This is a genomic window from Metabacillus malikii, assembly GCF_030813355.1.
In the GTDB taxonomy this organism is placed as follows: Bacteria; Bacillota; Bacilli; order Bacillales; family Bacillaceae; genus Metabacillus; species Metabacillus malikii.
Genome location: NZ_JAUSUD010000005.1, coordinates 133,466 through 154,070 on the forward strand (window position 1 = coordinate 133,466; position 20,605 = coordinate 154,070).

A 20,605-nucleotide genomic window follows, 5' to 3' on the forward strand; every position below is an offset into this window, starting at 1 on the left:
AAGCTTTGGTAAATGCTCAAACAGTTGGATTACAGATATACTTATTTTATTTTAAACATCGTAACCATTGATTGAAGCTCTTCTGCCATTTTTGCTAATGTTTGTGCAGAAGTCGTTATTTCCTCGATAGATGCTAGCTGTTCCTCAGTTCCTGCCGCTACTGTTTGTGATGTAGATGCAGAGGTTTCAGCATTTTTAGAAATCTCTAAAATACCATAAGCTGTTTGTTCAACACTTGCAGACATTTCCTCAGCAGCAGCTGTGACTTCTTCAGATTGCTTTGATACATCTGTTGCCGATTGAAGGATTTGATTAAAAGATTCACCAGTCTCAGTAATTAAAGTAAGTCCAGTTTTCATTTCTGTGATACATTTATCCATCGAATCTACTGCATGTAACGTATTGGTTTGGATTTCGTGAATGAGGTGTGTAATTTGCTCTGCTGAACGATTTGATTCCTCAGCTAACTTTCTAACCTCATCAGCTACAACCGCAAAACCCTTGCCATGTTCCCCAGCTCGAGCAGCTTCAATTGCTGCATTTAGTGCTAATAGATTCGTTTGATTTGAAATTCCTGAAATCATCTCTACAATATTTTCAATTTCTTTTGAACGTTGACCAAGTTCTTTAATAATGCTAGAAGATGAAAGAACGGTACTATTAATCGAGTTCATTTGTTCAATTGTTTTCTTTAAAGAGATGTTCCCCTTTTCTGACTCTTCAGTTGTTGTATTAGAATGCTCTGATACAAGTGAGATAGATTCAGTAATATGATTGATGCCCATCGCCATTTCTTGAATTGCAGTTGATGCATTATCAGTTTCTCTTACCGATGTTTCAGCAGAAGTAGCAAGAGTTGTGCTGGCTTCAGCAATTTGCTCTGATGCACGGTTTGATTCTTCGGCACTTGTCATTAATTGCTCTGATGAAGCTGCGACTTGGTCTGATGAGAATTGAATTTTTGAAATGACTTCGTTAAATTTGCTTAACATATTGTTAAAGGACAGTGTTAGAGAACCAATCTCATCTTTTGATTGATATGTGCTCTGAACAGATAAATCACCTTCCTCAGCAAGCTTCATTAATGATTCAATACCTTTAATAGGCTTCACAATCAATGTGATGATAGCCCAGCTTATTAAGCTGAAAAGAACTAATGATAGAATGGTAATGCTAATAATTAGGGCATTTGATGCTTGGACATCATCTTTATTTTGTTCATTAACAGATTTTGCATCCTCCCGATTAATTTGGATTAATTGAATGTAATTGGTGTCAATTTGCTTCATAATGGGATCTGCTGTTGTTGTATAGATTTCATATGCTTCATCATTTTGATTTTTAGCAGCTAACTCTGTTACTTCTGCTAAAGGCTTTTCAATATCTGTAGATAACTCCTCGAGTTTATCTAATACTTCTAATTCGTCCTTGTTATCTGTTTGATATGAAGCTAATATTTTGTCAGTTTCATTTAATCGCTTCTCAATTTCATTTAGCAATTCATTATTTCGTGTCTCATCCGTCGTAATCAGTAACTCGATCATTGACTTCTCGACAATTTGGTTGTTCGATTGTAATAAGCTAACAGTGTCAATTGATTGAAGTTTATTTTTATACATATCATCGAGCTTATTACCCATATCATGAAGTTGAACAAATCCGATTGTGCCAATAGCTATTAAACCAATTATTGCAATAAAGATTAACAGGGTAATTTTTGTTCTGATTTTGAAGTTTTTGAGTAAATTCATAAGATGTCTTATCTCCTTTTTAAGTTTGTAGTGCTTTTTTTCGACAAAATTCACCAATATTCATAATATCGGCGTAAGTAAAAAAAATTAATAAGTAAATGAGCTGATTAAGTGAAATTTTTTTAGGTTAGTCATGTTTGATGTTTAGTATGAGAAACTCATTAATGGGGGTTTTTGGCTTCGATTAATAATGATTCCAATATATAGAGTGTACTTGTTTATACACGAGTAGTTCGCTTGGCTGAAGAAAGTGCTAGAAAGGATAATGTGAATAAAAAAGAAGAACAAGGATGATTTCCTTGCTCTTCGCAGAAAATTTATGATTAATATATTTTATCACCATTGAAAATGGAATTTTTCACAATAACATAATCGACATTGCGAATTGCATTCAATTTCTTCCCGCCTGCATAAGAAATTGATGATTGCAGGTCTTGTTCCATTTCAGTTAATGTATCTTGCAAAGAACCTTTATACTCCACATACATTTTCTTGCCTTCAACATTTTTCTTTTCACCTTTTTGAAATTCTGATGCAGAACCAAAGTATTCTTTAAACAGTTTTCCATCTTTTTCAATCGTTTTTCCTGGTGATTCCTCATGGCCGGCAAATAGAGAACCAATCATCACCATTGAGGCTCCGAAGCGAATTGATTTAGCTATATCACCGTGAGTACGAATCCCGCCATCAGCAATAATTGGTTTGCTTGCAGCTTTAGCGCACCAACGAAGAGCTGCTAATTGCCAGCCGCCAGTACCAAAGCCTGTTTTGATTTTTGTTATGCAAACCTTACCAGGGCCAATGCCTACTTTTGTTGCATCTGCGCCAGCGTTCTCTAATTCTCTAACAGCTTCAGGAGTACCGACGTTTCCAGCGATAACAAAACTAGTTGGTAGATGCTTTTTTATATGCTGTATCATCGCTATAACAGCATTAGAATGCCCATGTGCGATATCAATTGTAATGAATTCTGGAATTAGCTGATCGTGAGCTAATTGTTCAATAAAACTATACTCTTCCTCTTTAACACCTACACTTATGGATGAAATTAAGCCTCGTGATTTCATCATCTTAATAAAGTCAATTCGTTTTTCAGGTTCGAAACGATGCATAATATAAAAGTAGCCATTTTCAGCTAAATAAACAGAAATCGTTTCATCAATAATTGTCTGCATATTTGCAGGGACTACAGGTAATTTAAAATTATGACCACCTAATGTAACGGTCGTATCACATTCTGAACGGCTATTAACAATACATTTTGCAGGAATTAACTGAATATCCTCATAGTCAAACACGTTTTCCACTAAAAACCACTCCTAAATACGAATAATAATATCAAGGTATCTTGAAACGTTCGTACATTCATAGGTTACACTATAGAGAGATATATGTCAAAGTACCATAGAAGTTACCGAATTTGAGTTTTAAATAGTCAAAAAAGAAGGTGATTTTCAGCGTCGGTTTTCCAAAGCTCACTTATATATTACAGTGAGCTTTTTGGTAGACACTTAAAAATCACCCTCAAATGTATTATTCTGAGAAAATCTTTCCAGCAATTTGCATAGCTTGTGTTGCTTTAGGAAATCCTGTATATGCAGCACATTGTATAATAATTTCTTTAATTTCGGCTTGTGTTAATCCAACATTTAACGCCGCACGGATATGAACCTCAAGCTGGTCAAATGCTCCTTGGGTAATTAATGTAGTCAGGGTAACAATTTCCCTTTGTGCTAATGATAGACCGTTTCTAGCATAAACGTCACCGAATCCGAATGAAATAATCATATTCCAGAAATCAGGGTCGACCTCTTGCATCTTTTGCATCATTTGAAATGTTTCATTAGGAACCATTTCTTTAACTGTTCTTAAACCCTTTTCATATCTTGTTTTGTTAGATTCCAAAATTACTGCCTCCCCATTGTTGGTGGTATTTCATCACCATCTACTATTACTTCTACAACAACTGGTTGTTTTTGATTTTCAGTTATTTGCAAGGCTTGATGCAATGCAGACTGTAAATCATTAGGATTAAAACATTTAAACGAAGGTAACCCCATTGATTTAGCAAAAGCAGAGACATCAAGTGGAGGATCGTAGACGGCACCAATTGACTTACCGATCATTTTCCTCATCCCTTTTTCAACCATATCTAATCGGCCGTTATTTAATACGATAAATAATACAGGTGCATCGTAGTGGAGAGCAGTTGATAATTCCGTACCATGCATAAACAAGCAACCGTCACCTGCTAAAGAAATAATGGTTTTTTCAGGTGCAGCGATTTTCGCACCAATCGAATAACAAATACCATGCCCCATAGCCCCAAATACATCATCAAAAAAGAATGTTCCGGGTTCGTATATATCAAAGTATTTAATACCGTAAAATGTATGACTGCCATCATCACCAAATATAATTGCATCATCAGGAAGAGAATTTCTTATTACTTTTAGTGTCGTCTCTGCTGTCATACTTTCATTTGGTGCATTGTTTACGATTTCATTAATTTGTTTAGGTTTGTTAAAATCTGATGAGTTTGTCTGATGAACATCTGTTAATAATGCTTGTAAATTAGTACGGATATCGCCCAGAACAGGAATTGTCGGTACATCTATCGTTTTTCCAATAAAAGTTTGGTCATAGTCAAAGTGTATAATTGTTTGTGGGTACATGTCCCTTGTAAAGCCAGCAACAGACATGTCACTTAGCTTTGTTCCGATAACAAGCATCAAGTCGATACCTTCTTTTAGGTAATCAGATGCTTCCTGTGTACCGCCCAAGCCAAAGGCACCTAAAGAAAGGGTATGATTTGAACGGAATGTTCCTTTCCCACCAGGGGTAGTCATAACCGGTATGTTCCAATGTTCAGCAAGTTGTTGAACTTCTTGATAAGCCTTACTAGAGTGGATACCTTTACCTAAGAAAAGCAGTGGTCGCTTTGCAGTCTTCAATTTTTCCTTCACTTCATCAAGTAATGGTGAAATCATTTCGTACGATTGTGGTAAATCAATTTCAAATGGCTCAATTTCTTGAATTAAGATGTCAAAAGCGATAGATAAATGAACAGGACCTTTCACGCCAGATAAAGCCTTTTGTAAGGCATGCTGCAAATGGATTTGAAGCATATCAGCTCGTTCAACTCGGGCACTATATTTGGTGACTGATTTAAACATTTCAACTAAATCTGTGCCGAAGCTAGAAGAGTCTTGACCCATTGCTTTACCAGTATCCTTTGATGCAGGATGGCCAGTAATAATAAGTAAAGGAACATTCGAAGCTTTAGCTTGTCCAGCTGCAGTTAGTAAGTTTGTTCCACCGGGTCCAGAAGTACCTAAAGCAACGCCAATTTTTTGATTCATCATCGCATATCCAGTTGCCTCATATCCTGCACCTGATTCATGTTTACTCAAGATAAATTCAATTTCCTGCTTATCTGTAGCAAAAATTAGCGGTGAAACTGCCTTTCCAGGAATACCAAATAGATGATTAACTCCCCATCTTTTAAAGTTTTTCACTAAAATTGTTGCACAGCTTTCCAACATTGTAACTCCTCCTAGTTGTATGACTCTTATTTATATAAAGTAGAATGTTTCTATCATATATACAATCAGCTCTTTTCAAATATTGGACTAAGTAAGCAATATTTTACAAAAGAGCTTTTGATTAATTTATGGATTGTTATTTAATTTTATTTATTCCTTAATCTGTTTTCAAATTGTTCAACTGTAATCGGTTTACTATACAAATAACCTTGGGTTTGGTCACATTCATGTTTTCTTAAAAAATCCAACTGTTCTTGGGTTTCAACACCTTCGGCAATGACAGCTAGATTTAAATTATGTGCAAGTGTAATAATAGCTTTTACAATATTTGCGTCATTTATATCCTCCATAATATCTCTTACAAAGGATTTATCTATTTTTAAATAGTCTAGTGGGAATTTTTTTAAATAACTAAGTGAACTATACCCAGTTCCGAAATCATCTATACTTATGCCTACTCCAATAGCTTTTAGCTGTTGAAGAACGTGTAATGAGTGATCGAAATCCATAGCCATGGATTCAGTAATTTCTAACACTAAATATTGTGGGTCTAACCCGGTATTGTTAATAACTGACTTTACAAAATCAACTAAATTTCTATGCAAAAACTGCTGAGTCGAAAGGTTAACAGACATTTTTATCGGTTCAAAGTGATAATCTTGCCACTTCTTATTTTGAATGCAGGCTTGTTTAATTACCCATTCCCCGATGTGAGTGATGAGACCTGTTTCTTCAGCAATTTGAATAAACTTGTCTGGGTAGATAAGTCCTTGTCTAGGATGATTCCAGCGAATTAATGCTTCTACACCAATTAATTTTCCAGATTTATTACAAATTTGTGGTTGATAGTGCAGAATAAATTCCCCGTTTTCAAGAGCATTTTTTAAATCGGCCTCTAACGTTATTTTTTCTGATAAATCATGCATTAACTCATCTGTATAAATGACATAGCCATTTTTCCCTTGCTCCTTAGCTTGATACATTGCATTGTCTGCAAATACCATAAATTCTTCAAGGGTTAAAAAATAGTTAGGATAAATAGCGATTCCGATACTTGCAGATGTTTCAATTTCTGATGATTGAACGACAAATGGTCTATCGAAGATTTTTAAGATTTTTTCTGCCTTTTTCTCGATATCTTGTTTAGTTTCGAAGCCTTTATAAATAAAGATAAATTCATCTCCACCCATTCGGGCAAGTTGTATCTTGTCATCCGTACATTCAGAAAGGCGTTTTGCAACTTCAATCAATAATAAATCACCTTTAGAATGTCCGTATGTATCGTTAATAACTTTGAAACGGTCCAAATCTAAATAAAATACTGCTAAGGATTGGTGGTGATTATCATTATTTTTAATAAATGCTTGAACTTCTTTTTGGAAGTAGCGACGGTTAGGTAAGCCTGTTAAGTCATCGTGATATGCTAAGTAATTATATTTCTCTTCAATCATATATCGATCTGTTATATCTCTAAATTGCCCAAATGCTCCAACGAGTTCGTCTTCTTCATATATTGGCTGTGCATCGAAAAGACAAACGACTAAATCACCGTTATGATTGTGAAACTTTAATTCAATATTTTCATATTTCTTCCCGTTTTCCAGGACATCTCGAAAATAAGTACCTGTTAGGTCTGATTCATAGACACATCTTCCAAGAACATCTTTTTTCTTAATCCCTGATACATCAGATGCAAAACTGTTAAATTCTGTTGTTATTCCGTTTTTATCTGTTATTACAATTCCGTTTCGAGTACGGCTAAGCATAATTTGGTTCATTATATTAAGTATTCGGTTTTGCTTTCTTAATAGAAGCTCTCTTTCGATTGAATCAACTACATGTGAAAGCATTGTTAAGAATAGAGGGTTTTGGTTTGTTATAGGCATCATTAAACATACACTGCCGAGAAGACTGTTTTCATCTGTATAATGAAAAACTGCTCCATAGCAAGCAATTTCTTGAAGAAAGGTGTGATAATGCTGCTTGCCTATTAGTGAAATAGGATGTTTTTGTTGTAAAGTTAAGCTAATAACATTCGTTCCAGTGTCTTCTTGTGTAAATAGACTCCCGATTTCAATTCCGAACTCTTTAACAGTCGATTTGATTGTTTCATCCCCGACCATCTCTAAAAGGTGTCCTTCAGCATCCGAAATGACAACTAGAATTGGTGTGCCTTTTAATGACGCTAAAAGCTTATTAGAAAAGAAACTAACGACTGAAAGTATTTCGTAATATTCCTTTCGTTTCGTGGTTAATTCCTCTTTTGTCATATACTTCTTTGGTTTCGGGATAATATCTGGATCCATACCACGTAACTGACAAAGCTGCTTTGATTCTCTTATATAGTTTGGTTCTTTTTCGCTCATAGTGTGCACCTCAATTACGAATGATTTCTGGATCAAAAAAATAAATATTATCCACAAAGAAGTAATGATAAAATAAGATTTAAGTCACGAATTAGGCTTAAAATCCTACTAGATACATTCTCTTATACCATAATTATTCTCAAACTTTTATAGAATATTCGATATAGCTAAGGAATAACGATGTGAGAGTTATTTTAGTTGTTTTCATACTAGAATAATTTTAGGTGTAATTTCAACATATTTCAACAAGATTTTACATGATGAGTATTTGTACCAAGGACTATTGTACTATATAATAAGTGTGACAAACTAATTAATTTTCAAAGTAGGTGATGTTTGCTCACTTATTCGTAAGGCTGTTTTTGTAAATATTATATCTATATACTCAGTCGTCATTGTTTACTGCACCCTGACATATACGCTTGCATGAGTTTCCCATCCCCACACATAACGCATGAATTTCAACTATTACATGAATTCCCTTTGGAATAAATGAACAAAAATATTATTAGAACAGCCTTGCCTTGCTCAGAACTTTTATTAAAGGTTATACATAAATATCGCCAATAAACTGTATTGTGTATGTTTATTGAAATTGGAATAAGAGATAAATAAATATTAGGCGGTGGTAGAGATGTTTCCAAGAATTGAATCGTTAAATGATTTGAAAAGAGTTATCTACTTGTGTGTTATACCACTATTTCAAATCGCATTAGGTTCTAACATTTTACATTTTTTGAGAGGAAACCATCAGGTTGTTTTAATAATCGATGTAAGTGTTTTTTTGTGGTTTTTGTTATGCTGGGTATTTTTATATAAAAAACGGTTTGTTAACTATATTGAAATGATTAATTTAGTTATCGTTTTTATTATGTTTACGGCGTTATTTATTAATACTGTAAATAACGGTTTAAACGAAAATGGGTTTGGAACTTATATTATATGGAGTCCATTTTTTATCGGATATATTTTTATTACATTAAAAGAGAAACAGGCTATCTTTGTCATGAGTTTATTTCTAGTCATAACAATTGTATCTGGGGTGCTAGTATATGAAGGTCTAAATGAACTTGCAAGGCAATCCATTATACAATTTTACTTTGCACATTTTGTATATGGAATTACGATGGTGTTCAGCAGGCATATTATTAGAGCATATAATTTGATTGAGAGTATGAAAAAAGAAGCTTATTATGACTTTTTAACGGGCATCGCGAATCGGGTAAAAGTGAATAAATTATTAGAGATTAACATTAAAGAATCTGAAATCAATAATAATATTTTTAGTGTTTTATTTTTTGATATAGACAGATTTAAACATATAAACGATCAATACGGACATGATATCGGTGATGCTATACTAAAGGAACTAGCAAAATTAATACAAGATAATTTAGAAACCAATGAATTGTTTGGAAGATGGGGTGGTGAGGAGTTTATTATTATATCTCGTAAAGGTCTTAAAGATGCTGTAAGAAGGGCTGAATTGATTAGAGAAATAGTTGAAGGACATGCATTCTCCGTTGTTAAAAGTGTGACCATTAGTTTTGGGGTAACAAGTTATACAAAAGGTGACACAATCCAGTCAATTCTTAAGAGGGCAGACATAGGGTTATATGAGTCTAAAAATAATGGGCGAAATCTTGTGACGAGTAAGTAATAATATGTGGCAATATACTATGAGCTAGAAAAAGACGCTGGGACATAACAAAAAATCCATAGTTAAATACGAACATTGTTTTTAGGGGTTCAATGTTCAAATTCTGTAAAGGTTGATTGGAGCTGATTGCGAGACTCCTGTGGGATGCGTGGGAGAGGTGAGACCCCACAGGAGTTTACTCCGAGGAGAACGAAAAGCGTAGGGAGATGACCTGAAGTTTGCTAGTCGATAGCCGCCAGAGCTAGACAGGCTCACCACCCACCCCGCGGAAAGCGAGTACTCGTGCTGCAATCAACCAGAACGTCAACCCTGTAAAAACAACACGAAGGTTGCAATGAAATCTCATCTAATAGTTCGTATTTTTCTTGTCTTTAAAACCTTTTGTCTCAGCCTCAATATATTTAAAAGATTTTTTTGTGCAATTATATTTTTTTTCCTTCTTCATAGCTAAGTTGCCAAGTAACACCAAATTTATCAGTAACTTGACCATAGCACTTGCTCCAAAATGTTTCTTGAAGCTCCATCCCTATTTTACCGTCCTCTTTTAACTTTTCATAAGCCGTTTTAATTTCGTGAATGTCTTTACTTACAAGCGCTAATGAAATATTGCTTCCAACTTCAACAGTAGAATTAGGGAATGTATCAGAAAACATAACTGTATTTCCGCTAATTGTTAGTTTTGCATGCATAATTAAATCCTTTGCTTCATCAGGCAGAGGGTAATCAGGATTTTGCGGTGATTCACCAAATGTCATAATTTGTGGTGGCTCCGTGTTAAAAGCTTCTTTGTAAAATTCAATTGCTTCTCGACAATTCCCATTAAAAATTAAGTAAACCTCAATTGCCATAATTATCACTCCTATAATATTTTGTTAACAAGAACAAGTTAAACAATTTCCATATCAAGTATACCCTTGTATCAAATATACAATAAAATAAAATGAAATAGGATTAAGGAGAATGAATATTGACAGATTATTATTACGATAAATTGTTACATATAAAAACTACTGGAATTCAAAAAGGTAGAACGAAGTCGTTTCATTATCATCCCTACGAAGCGACGCCTTATCAAGCGCTAGAAGAATTATGTAAACATTATGAGATTAAAAAAAGAGAGCGTATTGTTGACTTTGGCTGTGGCAAAGGCAGATTAAACTTTTACATGCACTATTACTATCAAGCAACTGTTACCGGAATTGAGATGAATGAGCAGTTTTATCTAGAAGCACTAGCAAATATGGAAAGGTATGTGAAGGAAAGTCAGAATGGAGAGTTAACCTTTCTTTGTTGTTTAGCGGAAGAGTACGAAATCCATCCTAAAGATAACTGTTTTTACTTTTTTAATCCTTTTTCAAGCCAAATTTTTATGAAAGTGATTAAACGTATATTGCAATCTGTTGAACAATATGAAAGAGAGGTGGACGTTATCTTATATTATCCATCTAAAGAATATATTTATTTTTTAGAACATTATACCGCGTTTAACCTGATAAGAGAGATACCAATCCCGGAAGTTTTTGAACGTAATCCAAATGAACGATTTTTAATCTATCAATTAAAATTCGGATGAAATTTTTATAGTATTAATAGAAAATATATAGTGAAATTTTAATTATTTACTAGACATTTTTAACAACTCTTTGTATAGTTATATGTACCTAGGTTAATTTACTTATCTAAGAACAGACAACGGGAGAGAGAAGAAACGTGGCAGAAAAATATAGCATTACAATTAACTCAATAAAAAAAGTAATAAATATGAAAGTAAGTGGAAGCTTTACACCAGCTGACGTTCAAAATTTTGTTAAAGATTACCAAGCTAAAGTAGCTTCAATAGATGCAGCAACATACAACTTAGATGTTGATTGTACGACGATGGATATCCTAAAGCCAGAGATGGTTCCATCTCTAGAAAACTCTTATAAAATGTATAAGGAATCAGGCTTTAATAAAGTAATTTTTACAATAAATAAGAGTGCAATATTGAAAATGCAATTGAATCGTATTGCTAGAAATACTGGTTTAACAAATGCAGAGGTTGTCGAACTTTAATCATTAAATATATAACATCAAGAAGAGTACTTCAAATTTCGTGGCTTCGGCATCTAACTAGTAAAGTAACATATCTGCATGCTTTTCCAAGCAGACTCTTAATTGTTTAACATAGTTAAAGTGTAATAAAAAAACAAGCCTTATACAAAGGTCTTGTTTTTTTATTAATATTTTTTAGGGGATAATCTAAACTAGTTCATTAATCATTAACGCAAAAAGGGTTAAATAGAGACCTTATTGTGTATCTCAGATAAAAACTTATCGTAGAGACCTTTACTAAGCGGTAAGTACCAGGTTCACAACCATCCCTATTTTCCACGGTATCACAAAAGGATATTAACCCCAATCACCGACTAAGTTAAACCAATGTATATGAAAACATTTTATATGAATAGAAGCGAATGAATTAATATATTTTTTAGCTGTCCTATCTATAGGAGTGTAGGCGCTGTAAAGGAGTTAGAGTGAAAAATGAAGCATATTAAAATTAAAGAAATCGGAATCTATCATCCGAAAAAGGTTGTAGACAACGCTTATTATGAAGACTATTTTAAAGAAAAAGGTAAGGATGTATCCAACTTTTTAAAACATATGGGTCGGAAGAAACGTTATATTATTGATAATGAAGATGAAAATGGCTTAACAATGGGGATTCAAGCAAGCAAAGACGTTCTTCAACGTGCCAATATGTCGGGAAAAGATATTGATATGATTGTGTTCTCAACTCAAGTACCCGAGACGACCTTTCCGTCAAATGCGATGTTTTTACATCATGAAATAGGTGCTGGTTACGAAACGATTGTAATGGACCAGAATGCAAACTGTGCAGGAATGATGGTAGCTGTTGAACAAGCCACACGCTATATGATGGCCAATCCTCATGTAAACACCGCGCTCATTGTAGGTTCTGATTATAATACATTGATTAGTAATCCTGATGAAGAAGTTACCTATGCAAATTATGGTGATGCAGCTTGTGCTATTATATTAGAAACGACAGATGAGGAAACTGGCTTTATTGATGCAATTTATCATACAGATTCTGTTACACGTGATAAAATTATGTATCCGGAACAGGGCCTAACGAAGGCAATTAGAGATAATGCAGATATGAAAAATATAAAGTGGCTTCCATTTAAAGGAAAGATTGCCTTGCCACCTACTTATAAAATGATTGAAACACTTCTAGATAGAAATCAATTAAAGACATCAGATATTAAAGCCTATTGTCTATCGCAGTTTACGTTAAGTAATATCTTAAAAATTCAAGAAGAATTTCAATTAGATGACCAACAAATCATATATGTTGGTGACCGCTTTGGCTATACAGGAACGAGCAGTCCATTTTTAGCATTGTATGAAGGGATTAATAGTGGACGGATTAATCGCGGGGATTATGTCTTATTTTGGACTATCGGTGCAGGATTCCAACTAGTATCGATGCTATTTAAATATTAAATTGAAACATCGATAGCCATTTACAGGCTAAAAGTGATAAAAAAGTAAGAGCAGACTACTTATGATTTAAAATCAGAGGTAGTCTTTTTAATTCTGTTCAAAAATATAGGCTCTTTTCTAAAAGATTGTGGCTTTTTGCACTAACCTTTTTAAGGGTTTGTTGGAGCTAGACAGGCTCACCACCCACCCCGCGGAAACCGAGTACTGTAGCGAAGACAAACCCTAAACGACAACTCAGTTAAAAGCAACAATGTTTACGAAAACAGCCAAAATATAAAAAAGAGAACGGAATTTCTTGCAAAGTATTATGTTAAAAATGGTTATCATGACGGTAGGTAAAATATATAATTATTTTCGAATAGTAATAGAATATATTGTCTATTGTGATTACTCCGACGGTATCATATAGTTAATATAGACTATTTTTGAAATCGCTAAGCAAATGTGGTCTATGTGACCTGCTTATATCGAATAAGCACTACATGCTAATATACAATCATTATCTGTAGCTTTGCATGAACAATCAAGATTTTAGAAAATCGACCTGAAAAAAATGGACTGTGGGGTAACTGTTTATGGATGTGAAAAGAGAGCAATGGTCTTCAAAACTTGGATTTATTCTTTCCTCAGCGGGGGCTGCAATAGGACTTGGTGCGATATGGAAGTTTCCCTATGTTGCTGGAATGAATGGTGGTGCAGCCTTTTTTATCATTTTTATTATGTTTACTGTATTAATTGGATTACCAATGCTTATTTCGGAATTTATTATCGGAAGAGGAGCAAAACGTGAGGCGGTATCCGCATATAAATGGCTTGCACCTGACAGTAATTGGGGTAAATTAGGGATATTAGGGGTCATAGGTTGCTTTTTATTATTAACTTTTTATTGTGTTGTCGGTGGCTGGGTATTAATTTATTCACTACTATCTATCATTGGAAATGTCATTCATGCCGAGGCTAACTATGGTCAGTTATTTAGCCAAATAACTAGTTCTCCAACGATTACTCTTTTAGGTTTAGCTGTTTACTTAATAATAAATGTAATAGTACTAACATTTGGTATCAAAAATGGTATTGAAAAAGCTAGTACATATTTAATGCCTTTATTGTTTATATTTTTTATTGTATTGGTAATTCGTTCTTTAACGTTAGAGGGTTCAATGGAAGGAGTAAAGTTCTTCTTAAAGCCTGATTTCTCTAGTATTACGGGTGATGCAGTTTTATATGCATTAGGACAGTCATTTTTCGCACTAGCTGTAGGCTTTTCCTGTATGGTGACATATAGCTCATATTTGGATAAAACTGTAAGTATTCGGTCCTCGGCAACATCAGTTGTTGTTATGAATATCTTTGTATCATTGTTAGCTGGACTAGCTATTTTCCCGGCTGTCTTTGCACTTGGTCTTGAACCAACTGAAGGACCTGGTTTATTATTCGTCGTATTACCGACTGTCTTTTCGCAAATACCGTTTGGTGAATTATTTTTAAGCCTCTTCCTACTGTTATTCTTGTTCGCGACTTTAACATCATCTTTTAGTCTTTTGGAGATTATCGTCTCGGCTTTCACAGATGGAAAGAAACGTTCTCGTAAAAAAGTATCCTGGCTTGCAGGAATTGCGATATTTATTGCTGGCATACCAGCTGGCTTATCAATGGGGCCTTTAAAAAACGTGCTGATTTTTGAAAAAAACATATTTGATGCTACGGATTTCTTAGTTAGTAATATTCTCTTGCCTTTAGGTAACTTGTTTATTGCTATTTTCATCGTTTATAAAATGAACCAAAAAATAGTAGAGAACCAGTTTTTTATGGCGAGTTCGCAATCGGCTCTTATGTTTAATACTTGGAAATTGTTAATGAAATGGGTAGTACCAATCGTGATCATTATTGTTTACTTGCATTCATTAGGTATTATTTAATAAATATTCACTAAAAAGAGGGTGCCACAAAACGGTTATACTCCAACAAGTGCCAATTTATAGCAGAAAGCTCTGACTATCTCTATAAATTGTGTTTATTGGGTTAGAACCTTACATTTGTGCCACCCTTTTTTGTGTATAGTTCTTTACAAGCATTTAATCAATCTAGTTTAGTAATAAGGAGAAATCATAATGTAGACGAGAACTCCAGTCAAGCTTACATAAAGCCATAAAGGCATTGTCCATCTAGCGATTTTGCGGTGTTTTTCCACTTGCATATTGAGGCCTTTTCCTAGAGTAATAAGTGCAAGCGGGACAATTGCAGCAGCAAGAACGATATGTGTAAGCAAAATAAAGTAATAAATTGATTTTAAAACACCTTCACCACCGTAGCTAGTTGATTCAGCCATGGCATGGTACGTTAAATAAGAAATACAGAATAAAAAAGTTGTGATAAAAGCGCTAATGATTAACCGTTTATGTAAAGGAATGTTTTTCTTTTTAATTGCGATTAAAGCTGCAAGTAAAAAGAGGAATGTAAATGTGTTGAAAATTGCATTTAGTAACGGAAGGACAGTTAAATCAACTCCGAAAATAGTCCCGTCATTGCTTTTAGGGATGAAATAAGTAGCAAAGATAACACCCACTATAACAATTGATAAGACCCAGATGAGTGGATTGTAGTTCCTTTGTTGTTGATTAGGATTTTCCATTTTATGCGCTCCTTTAAAAACTATTCTTACTATCATCATAAAAAAAGGCCATCAAAAGAGCAATTGTAAAGCAATCACTTTTTAGACGTTTTCCTAGATTGTCAAACTCTAGACAAAACTTAAATATAAAAATTTTTGTCTATTATACATAGTTTTTCACATTTTACCCAAAATAAGAGGAAATATAATGAAAGGTTGGTTAAATGGTCAATAAAAAAACTATCCTCACATTTTTACTTTTATTATTATTTCTGCCGTTCCAAGTACAAGCTGAGGGAAAGGACCCAGTTACAATCGGAACAAGAAATAATGCATTGACAGCGGCTGTTAGCTATTTAGGTGCAATGAAAGAGTGTGACGAAAAGGCAATGGACAAGTATTCTGTATCGATTACTGAACAGGACAGACAAAAACAAGGTGAAAATTGTAAAAAGCTACTACTTGAACATGCTGAGGTTACAGATTATATAATCGTTTCAAATGATTTAGCGTTGGTATCGACGAAACTAGATTATGCAAACAAGGTTGTTGTACAAACGTCACCGATTGTGAAGATAGAAGGTAAGTGGAAAATTGTAGTGGGAATTGAACAACAACATCCATTTACATCGGTAAAAGAAACAAATCCAAATATTATAGAGGCCATTAATACTTATCTGGAAAGTATAAAGTCAGCTAATCAAAAAGGAATCGATACATACGGCAAGCAGTTAAGTAAAGATAATCAGCAAACTGAAGGTTTACTAGAAGGCAGTGAATCAAATTCTTTTCAATATCAAGTTGATGGTGTAAAAATGGTTGCAAATTCAGTGGCAATCGCCTCTATAAAAACAAAAGTAAATGAACAAATAAAGGAACAAAAATATGTTGTCTATCTAGAGGATAGCACATGGAAGGTTATCTCTGACAGATATTTAGTTACAGCCTCGATACCGAAAAGTGCAAATCCTGTAAAGGTTGAATAGACGTAAACGATTAAGCCGAATTAGAATGAATACCATGTCAGGTTCTTTCTAGTTCGGTGTTGGACTATACAATAAATCGATTATGATTGATTGCTATCTTACTTAAAGATTGTTGATGTACATGACCTTGAGCGATAACGTCTGTTTGTCTAATCTATTAATTGTTCCAAGTAAGAAAGAGTGAACGAAATATTGCATGAATAACGAAGGAAGTGTAACGTCCAGTCTATGTAAAACAGCATTTCCCGATAATTGTTTGATGTCTTATAATTCATGATGTCCCAAGTGAAAGATGTCTTTAGTTGTTTCGGTTTAACTGTTTTTTCAATAAGTTCGCTTAAACTTACAATCTTGCCCACATATAACACTCCAAATAAAAAGTATCCCTCCAATATAAAAAGTGTAACTAGTCATTAAAACTGGCCTTCCAAGATAACTTATTTCAATTCTATTTAAACCCTTTAATCATTTTTACCAAGTGAATCATATAAAACTTTCATGCGTAAAAAGGGAGTTCATACATCATCTTGTTTTATTACCTTATCTAGCATGTGTTAACAACGTTTCATCATAGGTGTCTGTTAATCATTGTTAAGAATTAAACTATGTAAGATTTTAAGAGATGTGTTAAAGTATACAAGATGTAACAAAAGTCACAAACAAACACTCTAAAATACTGTAAATTTATAGTGGTTGAATAGAATTATACTAGAGGTGGGTTCAATGAAAACAATCCTAGTTATAGGTGGCGGTATAACAGGTCTATCAACGATGTACGAACTACAAAAATGGAAGCAAAAACATAATGCAAATATAAAACTAATCTTAGTGGAGGCTACTGAACAGCTCGGTGGAAAGATTCAAACAGAAAAAAAGGAAGATTTTATTATTGAAGCAGGTGCAGACTCAATTGTTACCCGTAAGCTGAAATCAGGTCTATTAGATGAGCTTGGTTTACATGATGAAGTTATATACAACGATACAGGTCGTTCTTATATTTATATAGATGGTGATGTTAAACCGATCCCTGCCGATTCAGTCTTCGGTATTCCTACTAGTATTGAATCTTTAACAGAAAGTACACTCGTTTCTACAGAGGGAAAAGATGCTGCGTTAAAGGACTTATATACAAAAAATGAGCACTTTCAAGAAAGTGATTCAATTGGGGAATTTCTTGAATACTTCCTTGGGAAAGAGCTTGTCGAGAAACAAATTGGACCTGTTATGTCAGGGGTCTACTCTGGTTCTTTATATGATTTGACAATATCCGCAACGCTTCCTTATTTAATTGAATATAAAAATAAATATGGTAGCATCATAAAAGGATTTGAAGCAAATCAGGAAAAATTTCAGAGCAGTGGAGAAAAGAAGTTTATCTCGTTTAAAAATGGACTTGATTCGTTAATTTATGCGATAGAAAAAAGACTAGAGGATGTAGAGATAAAAAAGAATTGGCCGGTAGAAAGAATTCACAAGGAAGATAATTATTATCGAGTGATTTCAGCAACTGGTAATGAACTAATATCAGATTATGTAGTGTTAAGCTTACCTCACGAGCAAACAAACCATATTTTAAATGACAAAGCACTTAACGAAGACTTTGCGAAGTTTAAAACAAGTTCATTAATAAGTGTTTATCTAGCATATGACATTCCGGATCACATTCTCCCTAAGGAGGGTACGGGCTTTATTACAGCTAATAATGAAGAGTTATATTGTAATGCATGTACATGGACAAGTAGAAAATGGTCTCACACATCAAAGAAACATAATCTTTTAGTAAGATTTTTTTATAAGAGCAGTCATCCATTCTTTTCAACTTTACAGAGTATGAACGAAAAGCAGTTATTAGAGATTGCACTCAGAGATATGGAATTAGCACTAAATATTACTACTCATCCTGTGGAACATCTTATTACAAAATGGACAAATCAAATGCCTGCTTATCAAATAACACATCCCAAAACGATACGTAACATTGAGAATAAGCTTAATTTGAACTATCCAGGTATCTATATAGCTGGGTGCTCTTATTATGGTGTTGGGATAGCGGATTGTATCAATAATGGTATTGATACTGCTCAAAGAATAATTTCAAGACTATAACGATTATGTAGTTAGTTTGAGAAAGAACGGAATCGAAGAGGATAAATACCTTTGGACGTTCTTTTTTTATTTTTAATACATATAATCAACATAATAAGGAATTTTTTTCTTTATCTATGTTTATTCTAGTAGGATTTGGGGAAAAGAATAAAGGTTACAATGAAGCGATTAATATGCTAATATAATAAAATCTGCAAATATAGATATTTATAAATTTAGTCAAAGTGAGGTGTTGTGGATGAAAGTAGTTGAAACGTTCATTAATGGTACGAATACAATCTTATGGTCTTATGTTTTAATTGTTATGTTGATAGGAATCGGCCTTTATTTTACATTTCGGACAAAATTCGTACAGTTTCGAATGATTGGTGAAATGTTTCGTTTAATCGGTGAAGGTGCTACGGCAGATAAAAAAGGTGTTTCCTCCTTTCAAGCATTTTGTATAAGCACTGCATCACGTGTAGGAACCGGAAATCTTGCAGGTGTTGCGATTGCGATTACAACAGGAGGTCCTGGAGCGGTGTTCTGGATGTGGCTAATCGCGTTAATTGGTTCTGCATCTGCGTTTATTGAGAGTACATTAGCACAGATTTATAAAGTGAAGGACGGCGACACTTTTCGCGGTGGTCCTGCATATTACATGGAAAAGGCATTAAATGCTCGTTGGATGGGTGTAACATTTGCAGTACTAATCTCGTTAACATTTGGTTTAGCGTTTAATTCCGTGCAAGCTAACACAATTACGAGTGCTCTTTCTGAGTCATTTGGCTTTAATAAAGTAGTTATTGCGATTGTTTTAGCCGTTATTACAGCAATTATTATTTTCGGTGGAATTAAACGAATTGCAAAAGTTTCTGAAATTATCGTGCCAATAATGGCAGGAGCATATATCATACTTGCACTTATTATTATGGTATTAAACATTACAGAACTGCCTGGCGTATTTGTCCTCATCTTCGATAATGCCTTCGGAATAAGCGAGGTAGCTGGCGGTGCATTAGGTGCAGCGATGATGAATGGGATTAAACGTGGCTTATTCTCCAATGAAGCAGGGATGGGAAGTGCACCAAATGCTGCTGCTACTGCTGATGTAAGTCATCCAGTAAAGCAAGGACTTATCCAATCTTTTGGTGTATTCGTTGATACATTATTAATTTGTAGCTCGACAGCATTCATCATTTTATTATCAGGCTTATATACATCGACAGAAAGTGATGGAATTGTCCTGACACAAAATGCACTAGACGCATCCCTTGGTTCATGGGCAGGTATATTCTTGTCAATTATTGTATTATTATTTTGTTTTAGTTCGGTTGTTGGTAACTATTACTATGGTGAAACCAATATCGATTTTATTAATACGAATAAAATTTGGTTACTAATTTACCGGGTTGCAGTAGTTGGTATGGTTGCGTTTGGTTCACTGGCATCGCTCAATTTCGTCTGGAATCTAGCAGACTTATTTATGGGTTTGATGGCCATCATAAACCTAATAGCGATTGTCTTGCTCGGTAAAATATCTATTGCTGCATTAAATGATTATACTAAGCAAAAAGCAAATGGTAGAAACCCTATTTTCCACGTAACGAACATTAAAGGATTAAAGAATGTGGAAGCATGGGGTGACCCGACAGAAAAGTAACAGAATAAATCAAATTAATGCAATTAAAAATACTTTACTACCTTAGCTCTTTATTGGGCTAAGGTTTTTTTTGTCTGGCTAATGACATACACATTTGAAATAGACATTAGGAGGTATTTCACCTAAAAGCAGCTATTTTTACGAAGGTTATCATGATGAGGATCTATCTATATGAATGTCTTTTCATTTCGATTATCCGTTTACTGCTGTCTCGTTTGAATACCAAAGTAATTGTGTTTCTAAGATTAACTTGTCTAATTCTTCACTATATTTTATAGTTTCTGGATTCGTATAACCTTTTGTTTGTGCAGTTACGACCATGAGCTTTCTGACGATATTAATTTTGTTTAATAATTCTTTGTTATTGTTAACGTTTTGGTTCATTTCACATTCTCCTGTATAAGATATAAATAATATATATATTA

At 34.0% G+C, this 20,605-nt stretch carries 17 protein-coding genes; 8 read left to right on the forward strand and 9 right to left on the reverse strand.

The genetic code is table 11. The features are described 5' to 3' along the window. Positions 1-41: 41 nt before the first annotated feature. The 5 genes from J2S19_RS07405 to J2S19_RS07425 all read right to left on the reverse strand — a co-directional run bounded on the left by J2S19_RS07405 (position 42) and on the right by J2S19_RS07425 (position 7,662). Complete coding sequence (locus J2S19_RS07405; RefSeq protein WP_307339456.1) at positions 42-1,751, reverse strand: methyl-accepting chemotaxis protein; 1,710 nt, start codon at positions 1,749-1,751, stop codon at positions 42-44. A gap of 323 nt (positions 1,752-2,074) precedes the next feature. Continuing rightward, complete coding sequence (gene guaC / locus J2S19_RS07410) at positions 2,075-3,058, reverse strand: GMP reductase (RefSeq protein ID WP_307339459.1); 984 nt, start codon at positions 3,056-3,058, stop codon at positions 2,075-2,077. A gap of 226 nt (positions 3,059-3,284) precedes the next feature. Further along, complete coding sequence (locus J2S19_RS07415; RefSeq protein ID WP_307339462.1) at positions 3,285-3,656, reverse strand: carboxymuconolactone decarboxylase family protein; 372 nt, start codon at positions 3,654-3,656, stop codon at positions 3,285-3,287. Positions 3,657-3,658: 2 nt separating this feature from the next. Further along, positions 3,659-5,296: a thiamine pyrophosphate-binding protein gene (locus J2S19_RS07420; RefSeq protein WP_307339465.1), complete on the reverse strand. Its 1,638-nt coding sequence runs from the start codon at positions 5,294-5,296 to the stop codon at positions 3,659-3,661. A 146-nt stretch (positions 5,297-5,442) separates the two neighbouring features. After that, positions 5,443-7,662, reverse strand: coding sequence for an EAL domain-containing protein (locus J2S19_RS07425; RefSeq protein WP_307339467.1), 2,220 nt, complete (start codon positions 7,660-7,662; stop codon positions 5,443-5,445). Between the two features lie 634 nt (positions 7,663-8,296). Here J2S19_RS07425 and J2S19_RS07430 point away from each other — a divergent pair. Beyond that, positions 8,297-9,322: a GGDEF domain-containing protein gene (locus J2S19_RS07430; RefSeq protein WP_307339470.1), complete on the forward strand. Its 1,026-nt coding sequence runs from the start codon at positions 8,297-8,299 to the stop codon at positions 9,320-9,322. 422 nt (positions 9,323-9,744) lie between these two features. On the opposite strand, the gene J2S19_RS07435 is transcribed toward J2S19_RS07430, so the two are convergent. Next, complete coding sequence (locus J2S19_RS07435; protein WP_307339472.1) at positions 9,745-10,170, reverse strand: VOC family protein; 426 nt, start codon at positions 10,168-10,170, stop codon at positions 9,745-9,747. Positions 10,171-10,289: 119 nt separating this feature from the next. Here J2S19_RS07435 and J2S19_RS07440 point away from each other — a divergent pair, with 119 nt between their 5' ends. The 4 genes from J2S19_RS07440 to J2S19_RS07455 all read left to right on the forward strand — a co-directional run bounded on the left by J2S19_RS07440 (position 10,290) and on the right by J2S19_RS07455 (position 14,754). After that, positions 10,290-10,895: a methyltransferase gene (locus J2S19_RS07440; RefSeq protein WP_307339474.1), complete on the forward strand. Its 606-nt coding sequence runs from the start codon at positions 10,290-10,292 to the stop codon at positions 10,893-10,895. 137 nt (positions 10,896-11,032) lie between these two features. Further along, on the forward strand, positions 11,033-11,377 hold the full coding sequence (locus J2S19_RS07445) for a hypothetical protein (RefSeq protein WP_307339477.1): 345 nt from the start codon (positions 11,033-11,035) through the stop codon (positions 11,375-11,377). Positions 11,378-11,848: 471 nt separating this feature from the next. Then, positions 11,849-12,835 (forward strand): ketoacyl-ACP synthase III, encoded by a 987-nt coding sequence (locus J2S19_RS07450; RefSeq protein WP_307339480.1) that lies wholly within the window; start codon positions 11,849-11,851, stop codon positions 12,833-12,835. Between the two features lie 575 nt (positions 12,836-13,410). Further along, positions 13,411-14,754, forward strand: a complete 1,344-nt coding sequence (locus tag J2S19_RS07455; protein WP_307339484.1) for a sodium-dependent transporter — start codon at positions 13,411-13,413, stop codon at positions 14,752-14,754. A 170-nt stretch (positions 14,755-14,924) separates the two neighbouring features. Here the strand turns inward: J2S19_RS07455 and J2S19_RS07460 are convergent, their stop codons facing one another. Next, positions 14,925-15,467, reverse strand: coding sequence for a DUF420 domain-containing protein (locus J2S19_RS07460; RefSeq protein WP_307339485.1), 543 nt, complete (start codon positions 15,465-15,467; stop codon positions 14,925-14,927). Positions 15,468-15,670: 203 nt separating this feature from the next. Here J2S19_RS07460 and J2S19_RS07465 point away from each other — a divergent pair, with 203 nt between their 5' ends. After that, a complete protein-coding gene (locus J2S19_RS07465; RefSeq protein ID WP_307339487.1) occupies positions 15,671-16,432 on the forward strand; it encodes a hypothetical protein in 762 nt (253 codons plus the stop codon). A gap of 149 nt (positions 16,433-16,581) precedes the next feature. Here the strand turns inward: J2S19_RS07465 and J2S19_RS07470 are convergent, their stop codons facing one another. Then, positions 16,582-16,791: a hypothetical protein gene (locus J2S19_RS07470; RefSeq protein ID WP_307339488.1), complete on the reverse strand. Its 210-nt coding sequence runs from the start codon at positions 16,789-16,791 to the stop codon at positions 16,582-16,584. Positions 16,792-17,155: 364 nt separating this feature from the next. On the opposite strand from J2S19_RS07470, the gene hemG reads away from it, so the two are divergent. Further along, positions 17,156-18,538, forward strand: a complete 1,383-nt coding sequence (hemG, locus tag J2S19_RS07475) for a protoporphyrinogen oxidase (protein ID WP_307339491.1) — start codon at positions 17,156-17,158, stop codon at positions 18,536-18,538. A gap of 238 nt (positions 18,539-18,776) precedes the next feature. Beyond that, a complete protein-coding gene (locus J2S19_RS07480) occupies positions 18,777-20,180 on the forward strand; it encodes an alanine/glycine:cation symporter family protein (RefSeq protein ID WP_307339493.1) in 1,404 nt (467 codons plus the stop codon). Positions 20,181-20,372: 192 nt separating this feature from the next. Here the strand turns inward: J2S19_RS07480 and J2S19_RS07485 are convergent, their stop codons facing one another. Beyond that, positions 20,373-20,564: an aspartyl-phosphate phosphatase Spo0E family protein gene (locus J2S19_RS07485; RefSeq protein ID WP_307339496.1), complete on the reverse strand. Its 192-nt coding sequence runs from the start codon at positions 20,562-20,564 to the stop codon at positions 20,373-20,375. Between the last annotated feature and the right edge of the window lie 41 nt (positions 20,565-20,605).

Excerpts from the sequence above, each read along its gene's own strand:
- J2S19_RS07425 (WP_307339467.1), bottom strand. The coding sequence starts at position 7,662 with ATGAGCGAAAAAGAACCAAACTATATAAGAGAATCAAAGCAGCTTTGT.
- hemG (WP_307339491.1), top strand. The coding sequence starts at position 17,156 with ATGAAAACAATCCTAGTTATAGGTGGCGGTATAACAGGTCTATCAACG.
- J2S19_RS07480 (WP_307339493.1), top strand. The coding sequence starts at position 18,777 with ATGAAAGTAGTTGAAACGTTCATTAATGGTACGAATACAATCTTATGG.
- J2S19_RS07455 (WP_307339484.1), top strand. The coding sequence starts at position 13,411 with ATGGATGTGAAAAGAGAGCAATGGTCTTCAAAACTTGGATTTATTCTT.
- J2S19_RS07460 (WP_307339485.1), bottom strand. The coding sequence starts at position 15,467 with ATGGAAAATCCTAATCAACAACAAAGGAACTACAATCCACTCATCTGG.
- J2S19_RS07405 (WP_307339456.1), bottom strand. The coding sequence starts at position 1,751 with ATGAATTTACTCAAAAACTTCAAAATCAGAACAAAAATTACCCTGTTA.
- J2S19_RS07435 (WP_307339472.1), bottom strand. The coding sequence starts at position 10,170 with ATGGCAATTGAGGTTTACTTAATTTTTAATGGGAATTGTCGAGAAGCA.
- J2S19_RS07430 (WP_307339470.1), top strand. The coding sequence starts at position 8,297 with ATGTTTCCAAGAATTGAATCGTTAAATGATTTGAAAAGAGTTATCTAC.
- J2S19_RS07465 (WP_307339487.1), top strand. The coding sequence starts at position 15,671 with ATGGTCAATAAAAAAACTATCCTCACATTTTTACTTTTATTATTATTT.
- J2S19_RS07420 (WP_307339465.1), bottom strand. The coding sequence starts at position 5,296 with ATGTTGGAAAGCTGTGCAACAATTTTAGTGAAAAACTTTAAAAGATGG.
- J2S19_RS07485 (WP_307339496.1), bottom strand. The coding sequence starts at position 20,564 with ATGAACCAAAACGTTAACAATAACAAAGAATTATTAAACAAAATTAAT.
- J2S19_RS07450 (WP_307339480.1), top strand. The coding sequence starts at position 11,849 with ATGAAGCATATTAAAATTAAAGAAATCGGAATCTATCATCCGAAAAAG.